This is a genomic window from Streptomyces sp. NPDC000941 (assembly GCF_053599555.1).
This window is the reverse complement of sequence record NZ_JBSFMM010000229.1, coordinates 1-17,377: the sequence shown is the minus strand read 5'-3', so window position 1 is coordinate 17,377 and position 17,377 is coordinate 1. Positions and strand designations below refer to the sequence as shown.

The 17,377-nt window shown below is 69.9% G+C and carries 15 protein-coding genes, 1 rRNA gene and 2 riboswitches; of the genes, 13 read left to right on the top strand and 3 right to left on the bottom strand.

Going from position 1 to position 17,377, the window contains the following annotated elements; genetic code table 11:
- The 11 genes from rrf to ACWDSL_RS44005 form a co-directional block, all read left to right on the top strand.
- Nucleotides 1-82, top strand: a 5S ribosomal RNA gene (gene rrf, locus ACWDSL_RS44055); the annotation flags it as partial.
- Nucleotides 83-224: 142 nt separating this feature from the next.
- A complete protein-coding gene (locus tag ACWDSL_RS44050) occupies nucleotides 225-833 on the top strand; it encodes a CDP-alcohol phosphatidyltransferase family protein (protein ID WP_358702991.1) in 609 nt (202 codons plus the stop codon).
- A gap of 115 nt (nucleotides 834-948) precedes the next feature.
- On the top strand, nucleotides 949-3,444 hold the full coding sequence (locus ACWDSL_RS44045) for a sugar phosphate nucleotidyltransferase (RefSeq protein WP_450494151.1): 2,496 nt from the start codon (nucleotides 949-951) through the stop codon (nucleotides 3,442-3,444).
- A gap of 144 nt (nucleotides 3,445-3,588) precedes the next feature.
- Nucleotides 3,589-4,515 carry a DUF881 domain-containing protein gene (locus ACWDSL_RS44040; RefSeq protein WP_450494149.1) on the top strand — a complete coding sequence of 309 codons (927 nt, stop codon included), beginning with the start codon at nucleotides 3,589-3,591 and terminating at the stop codon, nucleotides 4,513-4,515.
- On the top strand, nucleotides 4,512-4,844 hold the full coding sequence (locus tag ACWDSL_RS44035; protein WP_089511818.1) for a small basic family protein: 333 nt from the start codon (nucleotides 4,512-4,514) through the stop codon (nucleotides 4,842-4,844). The genes ACWDSL_RS44040 and ACWDSL_RS44035 overlap by 4 nt, the downstream gene beginning before the upstream one ends.
- Before the next feature lie 4 nt (nucleotides 4,845-4,848).
- Nucleotides 4,849-5,823 carry a DUF881 domain-containing protein gene (locus tag ACWDSL_RS44030; protein ID WP_450494147.1) on the top strand — a complete coding sequence of 325 codons (975 nt, stop codon included), beginning with the start codon at nucleotides 4,849-4,851 and terminating at the stop codon, nucleotides 5,821-5,823.
- 130 nt (nucleotides 5,824-5,953) lie between these two features.
- Nucleotides 5,954-6,784 (top strand): FHA domain-containing protein, encoded by an 831-nt coding sequence (locus ACWDSL_RS44025; RefSeq protein WP_450494145.1) that lies wholly within the window; start codon nucleotides 5,954-5,956, stop codon nucleotides 6,782-6,784.
- A gap of 17 nt (nucleotides 6,785-6,801) precedes the next feature.
- Complete coding sequence (ftsR, locus tag ACWDSL_RS44020) at nucleotides 6,802-7,557, top strand: transcriptional regulator FtsR (protein ID WP_450494144.1); 756 nt, start codon at nucleotides 6,802-6,804, stop codon at nucleotides 7,555-7,557.
- A 52-nt stretch (nucleotides 7,558-7,609) separates the two neighbouring features.
- Nucleotides 7,610-8,083, top strand: coding sequence for a bifunctional nuclease family protein (locus tag ACWDSL_RS44015; RefSeq protein WP_014181304.1), 474 nt, complete (start codon nucleotides 7,610-7,612; stop codon nucleotides 8,081-8,083).
- Between the two features lie 228 nt (nucleotides 8,084-8,311).
- Complete coding sequence (locus tag ACWDSL_RS44010) at nucleotides 8,312-8,938, top strand: MerR family transcriptional regulator (protein ID WP_450494143.1); 627 nt, start codon at nucleotides 8,312-8,314, stop codon at nucleotides 8,936-8,938.
- A gap of 114 nt (nucleotides 8,939-9,052) precedes the next feature.
- The gene (locus ACWDSL_RS44005) at nucleotides 9,053-10,570 is read left to right on the top strand and encodes a DNA polymerase IV (RefSeq protein ID WP_450494141.1); all 1,518 of its coding nucleotides are present in this window, start codon (nucleotides 9,053-9,055) and stop codon (nucleotides 10,568-10,570) included.
- On the opposite strand, the gene ACWDSL_RS44000 is transcribed toward ACWDSL_RS44005, so the two are convergent.
- Nucleotides 10,546-10,863: a PRC-barrel domain-containing protein gene (locus ACWDSL_RS44000; RefSeq protein ID WP_450494139.1), complete on the bottom strand. Its 318-nt coding sequence runs from the start codon at nucleotides 10,861-10,863 to the stop codon at nucleotides 10,546-10,548. The genes ACWDSL_RS44005 and ACWDSL_RS44000 overlap by 25 nt on opposite strands.
- Nucleotides 10,864-11,009: 146 nt before the next feature.
- A riboswitch (glycine riboswitch) is annotated at nucleotides 11,010-11,107 on the top strand.
- 1 nt (nucleotide 11,108) lies between these two features.
- Nucleotides 11,109-11,233, top strand: a riboswitch (glycine riboswitch).
- Between the two features lie 63 nt (nucleotides 11,234-11,296).
- Here ACWDSL_RS44000 and gcvP point away from each other — a divergent pair.
- Nucleotides 11,297-14,191 (top strand): aminomethyl-transferring glycine dehydrogenase, encoded by a 2,895-nt coding sequence (gcvP, locus tag ACWDSL_RS43995; protein ID WP_450494137.1) that lies wholly within the window; start codon nucleotides 11,297-11,299, stop codon nucleotides 14,189-14,191.
- 66 nt (nucleotides 14,192-14,257) lie between these two features.
- Here gcvP and ACWDSL_RS43990 read toward each other — a convergent pair whose 3' ends face one another.
- Both ACWDSL_RS43990 and ACWDSL_RS43985 read right to left on the bottom strand, forming a co-directional pair.
- Entirely contained in the window at nucleotides 14,258-14,464 is a 207-nt protein-coding gene (locus ACWDSL_RS43990) for a DUF5999 family protein (protein WP_089511810.1), read from the bottom strand.
- Nucleotides 14,465-14,770: 306 nt separating this feature from the next.
- Complete coding sequence (locus ACWDSL_RS43985) at nucleotides 14,771-15,361, bottom strand: hypothetical protein (RefSeq protein WP_450494136.1); 591 nt, start codon at nucleotides 15,359-15,361, stop codon at nucleotides 14,771-14,773.
- Nucleotides 15,362-15,808: 447 nt separating this feature from the next.
- Here ACWDSL_RS43985 and ACWDSL_RS43980 point away from each other — a divergent pair, with 447 nt between their 5' ends.
- A complete protein-coding gene (locus tag ACWDSL_RS43980) occupies nucleotides 15,809-17,314 on the top strand; it encodes a glutamate--cysteine ligase (RefSeq protein ID WP_450494135.1) in 1,506 nt (501 codons plus the stop codon).
- The last annotated feature ends 63 nt before the right edge of the window (nucleotides 17,315-17,377 follow it).

The window sequence follows — 17,377 nt, the reverse complement described above, 5'->3', positions numbered from 1 at the left end:
CATTCCGAACCCGGAAGCTAAGCCTTTCAGCGCCGATGGTACTGCAGGGGGGACCCTGTGGGAGAGTAGGACACCGCCGAACAATCTTTGATAAAGCTCCGGGTGGGAACCATTGGTTTCCGCCCGGAGCTTTTTTCGTGCCCGGGGCCCCGTGCCAGGCCTCGATACCCTACCGGTAAGGTCATGGGGCATCCATCGGCACCGTTCTCACAGGAGGCTCCCGGGTGGAGGTCCAGGAGACACGCGTCCAGACCGACCGCGTGCTCACCATCCCGAACATCCTCAGCGCTGCGCGTCTGCTCGGCGTGCCGCTTTTCCTGTGGCTGATCCTGCGGCCTGAGTTCGGCGGGCCGAAGAGCGATGAATGGGCGCTGCTCGTGCTGGCGCTCAGCGGTGTGAGCGACTATCTCGACGGGAAGCTGGCCCGCCGCTGGAACCAGATCAGCAGCCTTGGCCGGATTCTGGATCCGGCGGCCGACCGCCTCTACATTCTGTCTACACTCGTCGGCCTGACCTGGCGCGACATCCTGCCGATCTGGCTGACCGCGGTGCTTCTCGCGCGGGAGTTGGTGCTGCTGGTCATGGTCGGCATCCTGCGGCGTCATGGCTATCCCCCGCCCCAGGTCAACTTCCTCGGCAAGGCAGCGACCTTCAACCTGATGTACGCCTTCCCGTTGCTCCTTCTGAGTGATGGAAGTGGCCCACTTCACACAATCGCTGCTATTTTCGGATGGGCGTTCGCCGGATGGGGTACAACGCTCTATTGGTGGGCAGGAGTCCTGTACGTGGTCCAGGTCCGCCGTCTCGTCAAGGCGGACGCCGCGGCCGACTGAGCTCGCTGATGTGGCAGCCCGTAGCGGTGGGGTGTCCGTAGTGCGATAGGTATGTGGGCCATCGGGGTGCGCCAGTCGGCATGACCGTCGTCTCTTCAAGGAGGACGCTTCCGACATGAAGGCCGTCGTGATGGCGGGAGGCGAGGGTACTCGCCTGCGCCCGATGACCTCGACCATGCCAAAGCCGTTGCTGCCAGTGGCCAACCGGCCGATCATGGAGCATGTGCTGCGGCTGCTCAAGCGGCATGGTCTGTGCGAGACCGTGGTGACCGTCCAGTTCCTCGCGTCGCTGGTCAAGAACTACTTCGGGGACGGCGAGGAGCTCGGGATGGAGCTCACGTACGCCAATGAGGAAAAGCCACTCGGCACCGCCGGCAGCGTCAAGAACGCGGAAGAGGCACTCAAGGACGATGCCTTTCTCGTGATTTCGGGTGATGCCCTGACTGATTTCGACCTCACCGAGCTGATCAATTTCCATAAGCAGAACGGGGCGCTGGTCACGGTCTGTCTGACCCGTGTGCCCAATCCCCTCGAGTTCGGCATCACCATCGTCGACGAGGGCGGCCGGGTCGAGCGGTTTCTGGAGAAGCCCACCTGGGGTCAGGTCTTCTCCGACACCGTGAACACCGGCATCTATGTGATGGAGCCGGAGGTCTTCGACTATGTCGAGCCCGATGTTCCCGTCGACTGGTCCGGTGATGTCTTCCCGCAGCTGATGAAGGAAGGCAAGCCGATTTACGGCTATGTCGCCGAGGGCTACTGGGAGGACGTCGGCACCCACGAGAGCTATGTCAAGGCCCAGGCCGATGTGCTCGAGGGCAAGGTCGATGTCGAAATCGACGGCTTCGAGATCTCCCCGGGGGTATGGGTCGCCGAGGGCGCCGAGGTGCATCAGGACGCCGTGCTGCGCGGCCCGCTCTACATCGGCGACTACGCGAAGGTGGAGGCGGACGCGGAGATCCGCGAGCACACGGTCGTCGGGTCCAACGTGGTCGTGAAGAGCGGTTCCTTTCTGCACAGAGCCGTGGTTCACGACAATGTGTACGTCGGTCAGCAGGCCAATCTGCGCGGCTGCGTCATCGGAAAGAACACCGACGTCATGCGGGCGGCCCGGATCGAGGACGGCGCGGTCATCGGTGATGAATGCCTGATCGGTGAGGAATCGATCGTCCAGGGCAATGTCCGGGTGTACCCGTTCAAGACAATCGAGGCCGGCGCCTTCGTCAACACGTCGGTCATCTGGGAGTCGCGCGGTCAGGCCCATCTCTTCGGCGCCCGCGGCGTGTCCGGGATCCTGAACGTGGAGATCACCCCGGAGCTCGCCGTACGGCTGGCCGGCGCCTATGCCACGACCCTCAAGAAGGGCTCGACGGTCACCACCGCGCGTGACCACTCCCGAGGTGCGCGGGCGCTCAAACGAGCCGTGATCTCGGCTCTCCAGACCAGCGCCATCGATGTGCGGGACCTGGAGAATGTGCCGCTGCCCGTGGCCCGCCAGCAGACCGCGCGTGGTAGCGCCGGCGGGATCATGATCCGTACCTCGCCGGGCGTGCCCGACTCCGTCGACATCATGTTCTTCGACGAGCGCGGCGCCGATCTGTCCGCCGCCGGGCAGCGGAAGCTGGACCGGGTGTACGCGCGCCAGGAGTACCGGCGGGCGTTCCCCGGAGAGATCGGCGACCTCAGCTTCCCCTCCAGCGTCTTCGACTCGTACACGGGCTCCCTGCTGCGTGCCGTGGACACCAGCGGTATCGCGGAATCCGGCCTCAAGGTTGTCGTGGACGCCACGAACGGCAGCGCCGGGCTCGTTCTGCCCAGCCTGCTCGGCCGGCTCGGCGTCGACGCGCTGACCATCAACCCAGGCCTGAACGAATCGCGTCCCACCGAGACGGCTGAGGCGCGCCGCTCGGGTCTGGTGCGGCTCGGTGAGATCGTGGCCTCGGCCCGCGCGGCCTTCGGCGTGCGCTTCGACCCGGTGGGCGAGCGGCTTTCGCTGGTGGACGAGCGGGGGCGGATCGTGGAGGACGACCGGGCCCTGCTGGTCATGCTGGACCTGGTGGCCGCGGAGCGGCGCAGTGGCCGGGTGGCGCTGCCGGTGACCACCACCCGTATCGCCGAGCAGGTGGCGGCGTACCACGGCACGCAGGTGGAGTGGACGACGACCGCGGCCGACGACCTGACCCGGGTCGCCAGGGCGGAGGGCACGATCTACGGCGGGGACGGGCGGGGCGGCTTCATCATCCCCGAGTTCAGCAGCGTCTTCGACGGTACGGCGGCCTTTGTACGCCTCATCGGTCTGGTGGCCCGTACCCAGCTCACCCTGAGCCAGATCGACGCCCGTATTCCGCGCGCCCATGTCCTGCACCGGGATCTGGCCACTCCGTGGGCGGTCAAGGGGCTGGTCATGCGCCGTGTGGTGGAGGAGGCGGGCGACCGGTCGGTCGACACCACCGACGGGGTGCGGGTGGTCGAGGCCGACGGCCGCTGGGTCATGGTGCTGCCCGACCCGGCGGAGGCGGTCACCCATCTATGGGCGGAGGGACCGGACGACGCGTCCGCGCAGGGGCTGCTCGATGAGTGGTCCGCCGTGGTGGACAGCGCCGGGCGCTGATCCGTTCCCCCTGGTGGGGAGCGTCTGGGAGCCCGTAGGCGGTCCCCGGGCGCACAAGGGGCTGCGCAGCCGCCCATGGCCTGCCTCCGGCGCGCCGGTGGGGCCATTCGGCGGCTGCGCCCCCGACGTGCGACGATGTGCGGCATGCCGCAGCAGCCCCCCGTTCGGAGCACAGCTCCGCCGAGCCCTCGTCCACGTCTCGACGCGTCCATGTCGCTGCTGACCAACGTGATGGACCACAGTCTCGACGAGGGGTATGCGGAGGCTGCCGCGCGCCGTGGTACGGAGGGGCGGCGGGGTCTGCCGCGCACCCTGCGCGGCAGGCTGGTGCTGGCGGCGGGGCTGCTGCTGGCCGCGGGCATCGTGACCATCGGCGCCGACGAGGCCCGGATATCGGCGCCCAAGCTGGCCAAGGACCGGGAAAAGCTGATCGACCGCATCGAGTCGGGGAACTCGAACGCGGACGACCTCCAGAAGAGCCTGGACAGGCTCCGCGGGGAGGTCGACGACCGGCAGCGGCAGGCGCTGGACCAGCACGGCGGGGACAAGGGCGAGCTGCTCGCGCTGCTGTCCGGGGCGACCGAGGTGAAGGGCCCCGGGGTCAAGCTGGTCGTCAATGACGCCAAGGAAGCCGACCAGGGCGGCGGAGGACCGCGGCAGAGCACGGGCTTCTCCGATACGGGGCGGGTGCGCGACCGCGATCTGCAGCGGGTCGTCAATGGCCTGTGGGAGTCCGGCGCCGAGGCCGTCTCGATCAATGGACAGCGGCTGACGGCCCTGTCGGCGATCAGGGCCGCGGGGGACGCCATACTGGTCGACAACAAACCGCTGGTGCCGCCCTATACGGTGCTCGCGGTGGGGGACGGACGGCGGCTGAGCACGACCTTCCAGGACAGTGCCGACGGACAGTACCTGCATGTACTGCACGAAAACTACGGCGTCAGCACGAGCATTTCCGCCGCGGACGAGGTGCGGCTTCCGGCCGCGCCGAGTCTGATCGTACGAACCGCAGAACCGATAGCCGGTGGCGCCCGGAAGGGCGGCACCGACACAGGGAAGGGCACATCTTGATCGCCGTATTGGGCCTCGTCGTGGGAGTCGTGGTCGGACTTTGGGTCCAACCCGTGGTGCCGACGGTGGTCGAGCCCTATCTGCCGATCGCCGTCGTCGCCGCGCTCGACGCGGTGTTCGGCGGCTTCCGGGCGATGCTCGACGGGATCTTCGACGACAAGGTCTTCGTCGTCTCGTTCCTGTCCAATGTGGTGGTCGCCGCGCTGATCGTCTTCCTCGGCGACAAGCTCGGGGTCGGCGCCCAGCTGTCCACCGGCGTCGTGGTCGTGCTCGGCATCCGGATCTTCTCCAACGCCGCCGCCATCCGCCGCCATGTCTTCCGGGCGTGAGCCGATGACGACTGACGACACGGCGGAGGAGCCCAGGCAGCCCCGCGAGCCGGCCGAGCGGCCCGATCGCCCGCAGGAGCCTCGTACGCCCGAGAGCAGCCCCGATGCGCGACGGGAGAGGGCCGAGGGGGAGCGGCGGGAGACCGCACCGGCCCCTGAGCCGGCCGAGGGCCCTGGCGAAGAGTCCGGTGAGGGGCCCGGAGACGGTCCACAGGACCGCGCGGAGCCCGAGGCGGTCCAGGAGGTCCAGGAGGCGTCCAACGGCCGTCAGCGGCTGGTGAAGGGTCTGTGGCCGCCGCGGCTGACGCGGGCTCAACTCATCGTCGCGCTCCTGCTGTTCGGCCTCGGCCTCGGTCTGGCCATCCAGGTGCGCTCGACCAATGACAACAACAACGTGCTGCGCGGCGCCCGGCAGGAGGACCTGGTGCGGATCCTCGACGAGCTGGACAACCGCACCCAGCGGCTGCGGGACGAGAAGCAGCGGCTGGAGACGCAGCGGACCGAGCTGGAGAACAGCTCGGACCGGGCCGAGGAGGCCCGTAAGCAGACGGCCCAAAAGGAGCAGCAGCTCGGTGTCCTCGCGGGCACCGTCGCCGCCGAGGGGCCGGGTATCACGATGAAGATCGACGCGTCGAAGGGCACCGTGGAGTCGGACATGCTGCTCGACGCGGTCCAGGAACTGCGTGCCGCCGGGGCCGAGGCGATCCAGATCGGCAAGGTGCGGGTGGTCGCGAGCACGTACTTCACGGACGTCGGCGGCGCGGTCGAAATCGATGGACGGAAAGTGACACTGCCGTACGTGATCAAGGTCATCGGCAAGCCGGAGGATTTGGAGCCGGCCCTGAACATTCCGGGCGGAGTGGTGCAGAGCCTGGAGAAGGAGCAGGCCACCGTGTCCATCGAGCGCTCGAAGAAGATCGTCGTCGACGCCTTGCGGTCCGCGAAGCGGCCTGACTACGCTCGGTCGTCGTCGCGGTGAGGTGGTCAGGTATGGGAGTCTCGCGGCCATACGACGAGGACGCGGGGGGTCGGCGTACCGGAAGAGTCGCGCGTGATGGAAACTGTCTGGTGGTCACGGACGTTGTGAGGATGTCCGGACCGTCTGGTGTGTGCATCGAGGGTTTGCCCTGCCCCACGGGCGGGTCTGTTTCAGTCAAGGGGAATCGCCCGTGAAGTTGTTCGGGAAGTTGTTCGGCAAGAGCGCGCGTCAGGACGGCAGCAGCACCGCCCGCCATCGCGCTCATCGTGCCCCAGAGGAGAGCGGGGTGAGCGAGGAGCGTCCGCTGTTCCGGGACGGCGGCGGCATTCCGGGTGGTCAGGGCGCGTCTTCTGTTGACCCTTCCGCGTCCGGACGCATAGGTTTCGGGGAGCCATCGACCGCGAACACGGGCGGAGGGTTCGGCTTGCCGGTATGTCAGAGGTGCGGCCATCAGAACGCCCAGGACAGCCGTTTCTGCTCCAACTGCGGCGCGCCGCTGCGGGGCCAGGCTCCCTCCGAGCGTGCTTCGGAGACCACGTCCACCATTTCGATCTCCGGTCTCGAGGCATATGACGCCGAGGTGACCGGGCAGACTCCGCTGCCCTCGCTCTCCCCGGAGGCTCAGGCGGCCGTCGATGCGCTGCCCCCGGGGTCCGCGCTGCTGGTGGTCCGCCGCGGGCCGAACTCCGGCAGCCGCTTCCTGCTGGACAGCGATGTCACCACGGCCGGCCGTCATCCGCAGAGCGACATCTTCCTGGACGACGTGACCGTCTCGCGCCGCCATGTGGAGTTCCGCCGCGGTCAGGACGGTTCCTTCACCGTCGCGGACGTCGGCAGCCTGAACGGGACGTACGTCAACCGTGAGGCGATCGACTCGGCCATCCTGAACAGCGGTGACGAGGTGCAGATCGGCAAGTACCGGCTGGTCTTCTACCCGAGCCAGCGAGGCTTCGGTATCTGACCCGTCAGGGGAGGTCCATGCTTCAGACACCGTCGGGCGGTGCCGACACCGGCACCGCCCCCGCGGGCGGCCGAGCGATGAGCATCGGCACCGTGCTGAATCTGCTGCGGGACGAATTCCCCGAGGTCACCCTCTCCAAGATCCGTTTTCTGGAGGCCGAGGGCCTGGTCGAGCCGCGGCGCACACCCTCCGGCTACCGCAAATTCAGCCCGCAGGACGTGGAGCGGCTCGGCCATGTGCTGCGTATGCAGCGTGACCACTACCTGCCGCTGAAGGTCATCCGGGAGCATCTGGACGCCCTGGAGCGGGGAGAGCGGCCCCAGCTGCCCGCCGAGGCCCCCGGCGCCCTGCCGGAGGGATCATCGGCCGAGGAGGGGCTGGAGGGCGCCGTGGAGCGCCCTACGGCCGCCCGGGTGGGCCGGGCCGAACTGCTGGCCGCCACCGGGATCGACGAGGGGAAGCTGGCCGAGTGGGAGTCGTTCGGGCTGATCGGTCCGGGTGCGGACGGCGGATACGACATCGAGGCCGTGACCGTCGCCAGGCTCGTCGCGGACCTGGGTCGTTTCGGTCTGGAACCACGTCATCTGAGGATCATGAAAGCCGCCGCGGAGCGCGACGTGGGACTCCTCGAGCAGGTGGTCGCCCCGCTGCGGCGACACCCGAATCCGCAGACCAGAGCCCATGCGGAGGCCAGCGCCCGGGAGCTGGCCGAGCTGTCCGTGCGGCTTCATGCGGCCTTTGTCCAGTCCGCTCTGCGGGCCGGTTCCCGGTGACCGGCTCGGTCCCGACTATCCAAACCGGCCGGGCACGTCCTAGGGTTGCTGTGTGAACGAGCTCGACGTCGTGGGTGTCCGGGTGGAGATGCCCTCCAACCAACCGATCGTGCTCCTGCGCGAGGTAGGAGGCGACCGCTACCTCCCCATCTGGATCGGACCGGGAGAGGCGACGGCGATCGCCTTCGCTCAGCAGGGCATGGCTCCGGCGCGCCCGCTGACCCACGACCTCTTCAAGGACGTGCTCGACGCGGTCGGCCAGCAGCTCACCGAAGTCCGCATCACGGACCTGCGCGAGGGTGTCTTCTACGCGGAGCTGGTGTTCGCCAGCGGCGTGGAGGTCAGCGCCCGGCCGTCCGACGCCATAGCGCTGGCGCTGCGCACCGGCACGCCGATCTACGGCAGTGACGGGGTGCTGGACGACGCGGGGATCGCCATCCCGGACGAGCAGGAGGACGAGGTGGAGAAGTTCCGCGAGTTCCTCGACCAGATCTCGCCCGAGGACTTCGGCACGAGCAGCCAGTGAGCCCGGCCGGCGAGCCATCGGCGGCCAGGGAGCGGTGGACCGTGAGCTGTGCCGAAGCTGTGCTGTCCGCCGGTCTTCGACAGCACATTCGAGTAGCCTTTCCCGCAAGAGGGATACGGGAAACCACCCTTAGGGTGATTATCACTCGGCGTGCCGAGTGTGGCGATCGTTGACGCACCCCGGGTGACTGCCTACCGTCGAGAAGGCAGGTCGAGGACGGAGGTCGGCGTGAGAAGCAGCGGCGACGGCACGGCGGCAGGCGGTCCGTATACGCTCCCCGGGAGCGTACCGGCCGAACCGGTACTGAAGGCTCGGGTGGCTGCACAGGCCACGCCGCCGCGCGAAGGCGCCGTGGCGAAGCCCGAGAAGGTGGGTTATCGCGGGCCGACCGCCTGCGCGGCCGCCGGCATCACCTACCGCCAGCTGGACTACTGGGCGCGCACCGGGCTCGTGGAGCCGAGCGTGCGGCCGGCGTACGGCTCGGGCAGCCAGCGGCTCTACAGCTTTCGGGACGTCGTCGTCCTCAAGATCGTCAAGCGGCTTCTGGACACCGGGGTGTCCCTGCAGAACATCCGGGCCGCCGCCCAGCATCTGCGCTCGCGCGGCCTCGACGACCTCGCCCAGATGACGCTGATGAGCGACGGGGCGACGGTCTACGAATGCACCTCGCCCGACGAGGTGGTCGACCTGCTCCAGGGCGGCCAGGGCGTCTTCGGGATCGCCGTGGGCGTGGTGTGGCGGGACGTGGAGAGCGCGCTGGAGCAGCTCCACGGCGAGCGCGTGGACACCGGCGAGACGCTGGTGGGACAAAACCCCACCGACGAACTCGCCCGGCGCCGCAACCGCGCGGGCTGAGCGCGGAGCCGCCGCCCCCGGTCGTCAGTGCCCGGTTGCCAGTGGCCCGTGGGCCGACTGGCAGTCCAGACGGGTAGTCCCGATTGTCAGTGGCATGCGGCAGCATCTGTAGGTGTGAGGGGTGCGCCGACGATTCTGCATCTGGACATGGACGCCTTCTACGCCTCGGCGGAGCAGGCGGCCAAGCCCAGCCTGCGCGGCAAGCCGGTGATCGTCGGCGGCCTGGGGCCGCGCGGCGTGGTGGCCACGGCTTCCTATGAGGCGCGGGTTTTCGGGGTCCACTCGGCCATGGCGATGGCCCAGGCCCGCCGCCTGTGTCCGAACGCGGCGTATCTCACCCCCCGCTTCTCCCTGTACCGCCAGGTGAGTGACGGGGTGATGGCCCTGCTGGCCACCCTGTCCCCACTGGTCGAGCCGCTGAGCCTGGACGAGGCGTTCGTGGATCTGGAGGCGGGCGGTGTCCCGGCCACGGCCGAGGCGGCGCTGGCCGTGGGGGAGCGGCTGCGCGCGGACATCGTGGCCGCGACCGGGCTGACCGGCTCGGTGGGCCTGGCCGGGTCCAAGATGCTCGCCAAGATCGCCTCCGAGCGGGCCAAGCCCGATGGGCTGGTGCTCATCGAGCCGGGCACCGAGCGGGAGCTGCTGGGGCCGCTGACGGTGCGCACCCTGCCCGGCGTGGGCCCGGCCACCGCGGAGGCGCTGCGCCGGGCCGGGATCACCACCGTCGCCGAGACCCGGGAGGCGGGGGAGGAGGAGCTGGTCCGGTTGCTGGGCAAGGCCCATGGCGCCTCGCTGTACGTCATGGCCTGTGGGCAGGACGATCGGCCGGTCGTGGCCGAGCGGGACGCCAAGTCCGTATCGGTGGAGGACACGTACGACGTCGACCTCACCGACCGCACGCGGGTACAGCTGGAGGTGGCGCGGCTCGCCGACCGGTGTGTGCGGCGGCTGCGCGGGGCCGGCCGTTCGGGGCGCACGGTCGTGCTCAAGGTGCGGCGTTACGACTTCTCCACGCTGACCCGCTCGGAGACGCTGCGCGGGCCGACGGACGATCCGGCGGTGGTGCGGGAGGCCGCGGCGCGGCTGCTGGAAGGTGTGGACACCACGGCGGGTGTGCGGCTGCTGGGAGTGGGCGTGAGCGGTCTGGCGGACTACACCCAGGAGGATCTGTTCGCCCAGGCTGCCGCCGCCCAGGCCGCTCATGAGGCCCAGGAGGCTCAGGAGGCCGCCGGGGGGACGGGCGAGGCCGGAGGGACACCGGAGTCCGCCCTGGCGGCCCTGGCGGCCCTGGAGGACGACGAGGGCGCCGACCGGCCCCGCCGCTGGCTGCCCGGCTGCGATGTGCGGCATGCGGAGCTCGGGGCGGGGTGGGTGCAGGGCAGCGGGGTCGGGCGGGTGACCGTGCGCTTCGAGGAGCCCTGGTCGAGGCCGGGCCGGGTGCGGACGTTCGCGGTCGACGACCCGGCACTGGAGCCCGCGGACCCGCTGCCGCTGCTCCGGCCCGCCGAGAGCGACGCCGACGCCCACGCCCCGGCCGAGGACGAGGGCCGGGGCGAGGGCCAGGGGTCGGGCCACGACCCGGGCTCGGCCCGGGAGCCTCACCAAGGTCAGCCGGTGACGTCCAGGCCGTAGTGGTGGTAGAGCTGCAGCTCCTGCTCGGGCGACAGATGGCGGCCGACCCCGAAGTCCGGCGCGTCCTTGATGAGCGCCCGTTCGTACGGCACCCGCAGCGCGTCGTCGATGACCTGGCTGGGTTCGAGGGGCACGAACACGTCCCGGCTGAACAGGCCGGTGCGTACCGCCGCCCACTCCGGCTCGCCGGTCGCGTCGTCGAGGTAGACCTCGTCCACGGTGCCGATCTTCGCGCCATCGCGGTCGAAGGCCTTGCGGCCGATGAGGGTCCGCGGATCGATGTCGGTCTGCACACTCTCTCCCACAGGTGGCGATTTTTCCATGAATCCCCCTGTTTCCTTGTGATCCCTACGAAAAGCCACAACGCCGCGCGCGTCCACTCGAGCGCTTTCCCCAAAAACCCTGGCGACAGGCTCGCTGGTAGGCTGACGGTGGCTGCAGACCCCGTGCGGGAGAGCTCTCCGCCGACGTCGTCGGAGGCGCCGAAGGAGCAAATCCTCCCCGGAATCTCTCAGGCACACGTACCGCGCGGGTGAGGTCACTCTGGAAAGCAGGGCGGGCCACGGGCGAGTACGGCTCCGGGACCCCTCCTCACCGACGGTGAAAGCCGGCTCGCCGCCCGCGGGCCCGGTGAAGCTCTCAGGTTGAGATGACAGAGGGGGAGGCCGTTCGGGCACCCGCATCGTGGTGCCCCTCGTAGGTCGTACAGACCAGGAGGCCTCGCAGATGACCGCCAATCGCACCTCACTGACCGAGTTGGAACGCGGTACTCCGTTCGAGCGGCGCCATATCGGACCTGACTCCGAGGCGCAGGCCAAGATGCTCGCGCAGGTCGGCTTCGGCTCCCTCGACGAACTCACCCAGGCCGCCGTGCCGGAGGTCATCGGAAGCGCCCAGGAGCTGCGGCTGCCCCCGGCCCGCAGCGAGGCCGAGGTGCTGGCCGAGCTGCGCGGCCTGGCCGAGCGCAACCAGCTGCTCTCCCCGATGATCGGCCTGGGCTACTACGGGACGTTCACCCCGCCGGTGATCCTGCGCAATGTGCTGGAGAACCCCGCCTGGTACACCGCGTACACGCCCTACCAGCCGGAGATCTCCCAGGGCCGGCTGGAGGCGCTGCTCAACTTCCAGACCGTGGTCGCCGACCTGACCGGGCTGCCGACCGCCGGCGCCTCGCTGCTCGACGAGGCCACCGCCGCCGCCGAGGCCATGGCGCTGTCGCGCCGGGTGGGCAAGGTCAAGCAGGGGGTGTTCCTGGTCGACGCCGACACTCTGCCGCAGACCGTCGCGGTCATCCGGACCCGCGCCGAACCCACCGGTGTCGAGGTGGTCGTCGCCGACCTCTCGGCGGGCATACCGGCCGAGGTGGCCGAGCGCGGGGTGTTCGGCGTGCTGCTGCAGTACCCGGGCGCCTCCGGCGCGGTGCGCGAGCTGCGCCCGGTCATCGAGCGGGCCCATGAGCTCGGCGCCGTGGTCACCGTCGCCGCCGATCTGCTCGCCCTCACCCTGCTCACCTCGCCCGGCGAGCTGGGCGCCGATATCGCGGTCGGCAGCAGCCAGCGGTTCGGCGTGCCGATGGGCTTCGGCGGGCCGCACGCCGGTTTCATGGCCGTCCGCGACGCCTACGCCCGCAGCCTGCCGGGCCGCCTGGTGGGCGTCTCGGTCGACGCCGACGGAGACAAGGCGTACCGCCTGGCCCTGCAGACCCGCGAGCAGCACATCCGCCGCGAGAAGGCCACCAGCAACATCTGCACCGCCCAGGTGCTGCTCGCCGTGATGGCCGGGATGTACGCCGTCTACCACGGCCCGGAGGGCCTGCGGACCATCGCCCGGCGCACCCACCGCTACGCGGCCGTGCTGGCCGAGGGGCTGCGGGCCGGGGGCGTTCAGATCGTGCACGGCGCGTTCTTCGACACCCTCACCGCGTATGTCCCGGGCCGGGCCGCCGAGGTCGTCACCGCGGCCCGCGAGGCCGGGGTCAACCTGCGGCAGACCGACGCCGACCATGTGGGCATCGCCTGCGACGAGACCACCGGGCGCGCCCAGCTCGCCGCCGTGTGGTCGGCCTTCGGCGTGGACGGCGGGCTGCCCGCCATCGACGAGCTGGACGCCGCGGCGGCCGACGCGCTCCCCGAGGACCTGCTGCGCGGCGACGTGTATCTGACCCACCCGGTCTTCCACCGGCACCGCTCCGAGACCGCGATGCTGCGCTATCTGCGGCGCCTGGCCGACCGCGACTACGCCCTGGACCGGGGCATGATCCCGCTCGGCTCGTGCACCATGAAGCTCAACGCCACCACCGAGATGGAGCCGATCACCTGGCCGGAGTTCGGGGCGCTGCACCCCTTCGCGCCGGTCGAGCAGGCCCAGGGCTATCTGACGCTGATCCGTGAGCTGGAGGAGCGGCTGGCCGAGGTCACCGGCTACGACAAGGTCTCCCTCCAGCCGAACGCCGGATCGCAGGGCGAGTTGTCCGGGCTGCTGGCCGTACGCGCCTACCACCGGGCCAACGGCGAGGAGCGGCGCACCGTCTGCCTCATCCCGTCCTCCGCGCACGGCACCAACGCCGCCAGCGCCGTGATGGCGGGCATGAAGGTCGTCGTGGTCAAGACCGGCGAGGACGGCGAGGTGGACGCCGACGACCTGCGCGCCAAGATCGAGCAGTACGGCGACGAACTGGCCGTCCTGATGGTCACCTACCCCTCGACCCACGGCGTGTTCGAGGAGCACATCAGCGAGATCTGCGCGGCCGTGCACGACGCGGGCGGCCAGGTCTACGTGGACGGCGCGAACCTCAACGCCCTGGTGGGGCTGGCCCGGCCGGGCCGGTTCGGCGGCGATGTCTCCCACCTCAACCTGCACAAGACCTTCTGCATCCCGCACGGCGGCGGCGGCCCCGGCGTGGGCCCGGTCGCGGTGCGCGAGCACCTGGCGCCGTATCTGCCCAACCACCCGCTCCAGCCCGCTGCGGGCCCGGCGACCGGCGTGGGCCCGGTCGCGGCCGCGCCCTGGGGTTCGGCGGGCATCCTGCCCATCTCCTGGGCGTACGTCCGGCTGATGGGCGCCGAGGGGCTGCGCCGGGCCACCCAGGTGGCGGTGCTCGGCGCCAACTACATCGCCAAGCGACTGGAGCCGCACTACCCGGTGCTCTACACCGGCCCCGGCGGCCTGGTCGCCCACGAGTGCATCGTCGATCTGCGGCCGCTGACCAAGGCGACCGGCGTGAGCGTCGACGATGTGGCCAAGCGGCTGGTCGACTACGGGTTCCACGCGCCCACCATGTCGTTCCCGGTGGCCGGCACGCTGATGATCGAGCCGACGGAGAGCGAGGACCTGGCGGAGCTGGACCGGTTCTGCGAGGCGATGATCGCCATCCGGGCGGAGATCGAGAAGGTCGGCTCGGGGGAGTGGCCCCAGGACGACAACCCGCTGCGGAACGCCCCGCACACGGCGGCCGCGCTCAGCGGGGAGTGGGAGCACCCCTACACCCGGGCGGAGGCGGCCTTCCCGGCCGGGGTGTCGCCGGCCGACAAGTACTGGCCGCCGGTACGGCGGATCGACGGCGCGTACGGCGACCGCAACCTGGTCTGTTCCTGCCCGCCGCTGGAGTCGTACGAGAGCTGACCGGGCGGGTCCGGTCGGGTACGGGGCCGGTGCGGCTGAAGCGCCGGGCCGGCCCCTGAAAATTCGCTAGGCCGCCGTGACGACGCGCTCGGCGTCCAGCGGCCGGTGCGGGGCGATGATCTGCCCGTCCGGCAGAAGCTCACCGGTGTCCTCGAAGCAGAGGACGCCGTTGCACAGCAGGCTCCAGCCCTGCTCGGGGTGGTGCGCCACGAGATGGGCGGCCTCCCGGTCGGCGGAGTCGGCAGACGGGCAGGGCGGCTGGTGCTGGCACATGGAAGGGATCTCTCGCTGCGATGTGGTGAGTGTCCTGTGACTTGCTGCGGCAGTCATGGCCGCCCCCCGTTGGTCAGTCGGTCGGTTGCTCCAAGTGTTGCCCTAAGAGCCGGTTTTCGCACGGATTTCGAGGACCCGTACCCGCTAGATAATGACGCATCGACCCGGTCGGCGGTTCATCCTGACGGGACTGTTACGAGCCCGCAGCGGAGCGCCCCGCGATCCGGGGGATCACGGGGCGCTCGGGCGCGGGCTGCGGCCGCCGCGGGCGGCGCTCGGCCGTGGACGGTGCTCGGCCGCGGGCGGTCAGGCCGAGGAGCCCAGCAGCGGCGTCCGCGTCAGCCGGAGGGTGAGCACCGGCAGCAGGTCCGCGGCGCGGTACGCGCGGTGAGCGGCGATCCCGGGCGGGGCGGGGGTGAGCGGCACCAGCAGATCGGCCGCGGCGAGGTGGCCCTCTTCGGCGTCGACGTCAGGGTCGCCGCGCAGCCACAGCGTCAGCATGTACAGCTCCGGAATGGACAGCAGCCGGGGCTGGTAGCCCCTGTCCTCGGTTGACGACAGCGACTCGGCCTGGCTCAGCGCCAGTTCGGCCGAGGACACATACGGGCCTTCGGAGAAGTGTGAGAAGACCCAGCCGTCGGCCGTCAGCATCGCCTCGGCGGAGGCCACCGTGCGCTCACCGTCGCGGATCAGGAACCGCCATCCGGTGAGCCGGGCGCGCGGCGGGCCGTCGGGGGCGGTGATGTCGTCCAGGACGTGGACGGGCAGGGGAAGTTCGAGTTCAAAGGGCCCGTCCAGGGTGGCGAGGAGCGGAGTGCGGACGGCGGTGGGAGAACCGAGGGCCGTGCGGATGCTGTTCAGAGCAGGCGCTGGAGCCGAGGGGACGTGCAGCGGCATGGTTGGGTCGCCTCTCACTTCGGAGACACGGTGGAGCGCTGGCGTGCCAGGTGCGGATGGCGCTGTCGGTGAAACGCGGGTCAGAGGGGCACTGACGAGATGTCAGGGCGCTGTCTCTCTGCCACGGTTGCCGAGTTTATACGACAAGTGTTCCCGTCGTGTTTCATGTACCTGTCCCCGGCATTGCGGGCAAGCGCTAATCCGGACCACCGGGGCGAGGGGATTTTCGCCGATTCTCTGCCATATGCACGGATATGACCTGGCATTTTAACCCAGCCTGGGTAGGCTTGATCTGGCGGGTGTTTTTCATCACGGCAATCCGGCGTTGTGCGGAGCCTATCGGTTGGGCAGTCCCTGTGTGGCGTTATCGATCACATTGGCTGGGCATCATCGTGCGTGATGTGCGCGGCCAAGAGCCGTTGATCCAGTCGAGGAAGGGACGCTTCGATGGGGGAGAAGGTCGTAGCCGGAGAGTTCGATCCGTCCGGGCGGCAGCGGCAGCGCGCCAGGCTCCGGCAGGGCCTGGAGGCGCTGGCCCGGCTCCTGGCCGAGAAGCGTTTCGACCGCCCCAAGAATCTCATGGGGCTGGAGATCGAGCTGAATCTCGCGGGGTCCGACGGGATGCCGAGGATGATGAACGCCGAGGTTCTGGAGAGAATCGCGAGTCACGATTTCCAGACCGAACTCGGGCAGTGCAATCTTGAAGTAAATATCGTGCCGCACCGTTTGCACGGCAGGGTTCTCGACCAGTTGGCGGAAGAGCTCCGGACTGGTTTGTCATATGCCGATCGCAAGGCGGGGGAAGTCGACTCCGAGATCGTTATGATCGGAATTCTGCCGACCCTTGTCGCCCGCGACCTGGGCTCCGCCAACCTCTCCTACGACGACCGCTACAAACTTCTCAACGAACAGATGCTGGCCGCCCGCGGCGAGGATTTCCTGATCGATGTCGAAGGCGAGGAGCGGTTCCGCTGCGCCTCCGGCTCGATCGCACCCGAGGCCGCCTGCACCTCGGTCCAGCTGCACCTTCAGGTGACCCCGGGCCGGTTCGCGGCCGTGTGGAACGCGGCCCAGGCGGTGGCCGCCGCGCAGATCGCGGTGGGCGCCAACTCCCCCTTCCTGTTCGGCCGGGAGGTGTGGCGCGAGTCCCGCCCGCCGCTGTTCCTCCAGGCCACCGACGTCCGCCCGCCGGAGTTCGCGGCCCAGGGCGTACGGCCGCGTACCTGGTTCGGCGAGCGCTGGATCAGCGACGCGCACGAGCTCTTCGAGGAGAATCTGCGCTTCTTCCCGCCCCTGCTGTCGACCGCGGACGACGAGGATCCGCTGCGGGTGCTGGACGACGGCGGGGTGCCGCGGCTGAGCGAGCTGGTGCTGCACAACGGCACCATCTACCGCTGGAACCGCCCCGTGTACGCGGTCGCCGACGGCGTACCGCATCTGCGGGTGGAGAACCGCGTACTGCCCGCCGGGCCCACCGTCAGCGACGTCATCGCCAACGCCGCCTTCTACTACGGCCTGGTGCGGGCGCTCGCCGACGAGCCGCGCCCGATATGGAAGCGGCTGCCGTTCGAGGCCGCGGCGGCCAACTTCGACACGGCCTGCCGCCATGGCATCGACGCGGTCCTACGGTGGCCCAAGCCGGGCGGCCGGTCCTCCTCGATGGTGCGGATCCCCGCCGTCCGGCTCGTCCAGGAGGAACTGCTGCCGCTGGCCGCCGCAGGGCTCGACGCCTGGGGCGTCGAGCCCGCCGACCGCGAGCGCTACCTGGGGATCATCGAGGAGCGCTGCCGGCGCCGGGTCAACGGCGCGTCCTGGCAGGCCGCCGCGTACCACCGGGCGCGGGAGAGCGGCCTCGAGCGGGACGCCGCGCTGGCGGCGATGACCCGCCGCTACGGCGAGCTGATGCGCACCGGCGAACCGGTCCACAGCTGGCCGGCCGCGCTGTCCGGATGACGAAGCCTGAGTTGCGGTGAGTATCGGACAGCGACACGCCGTGGTGTCGGCGTGTCGCTGTCC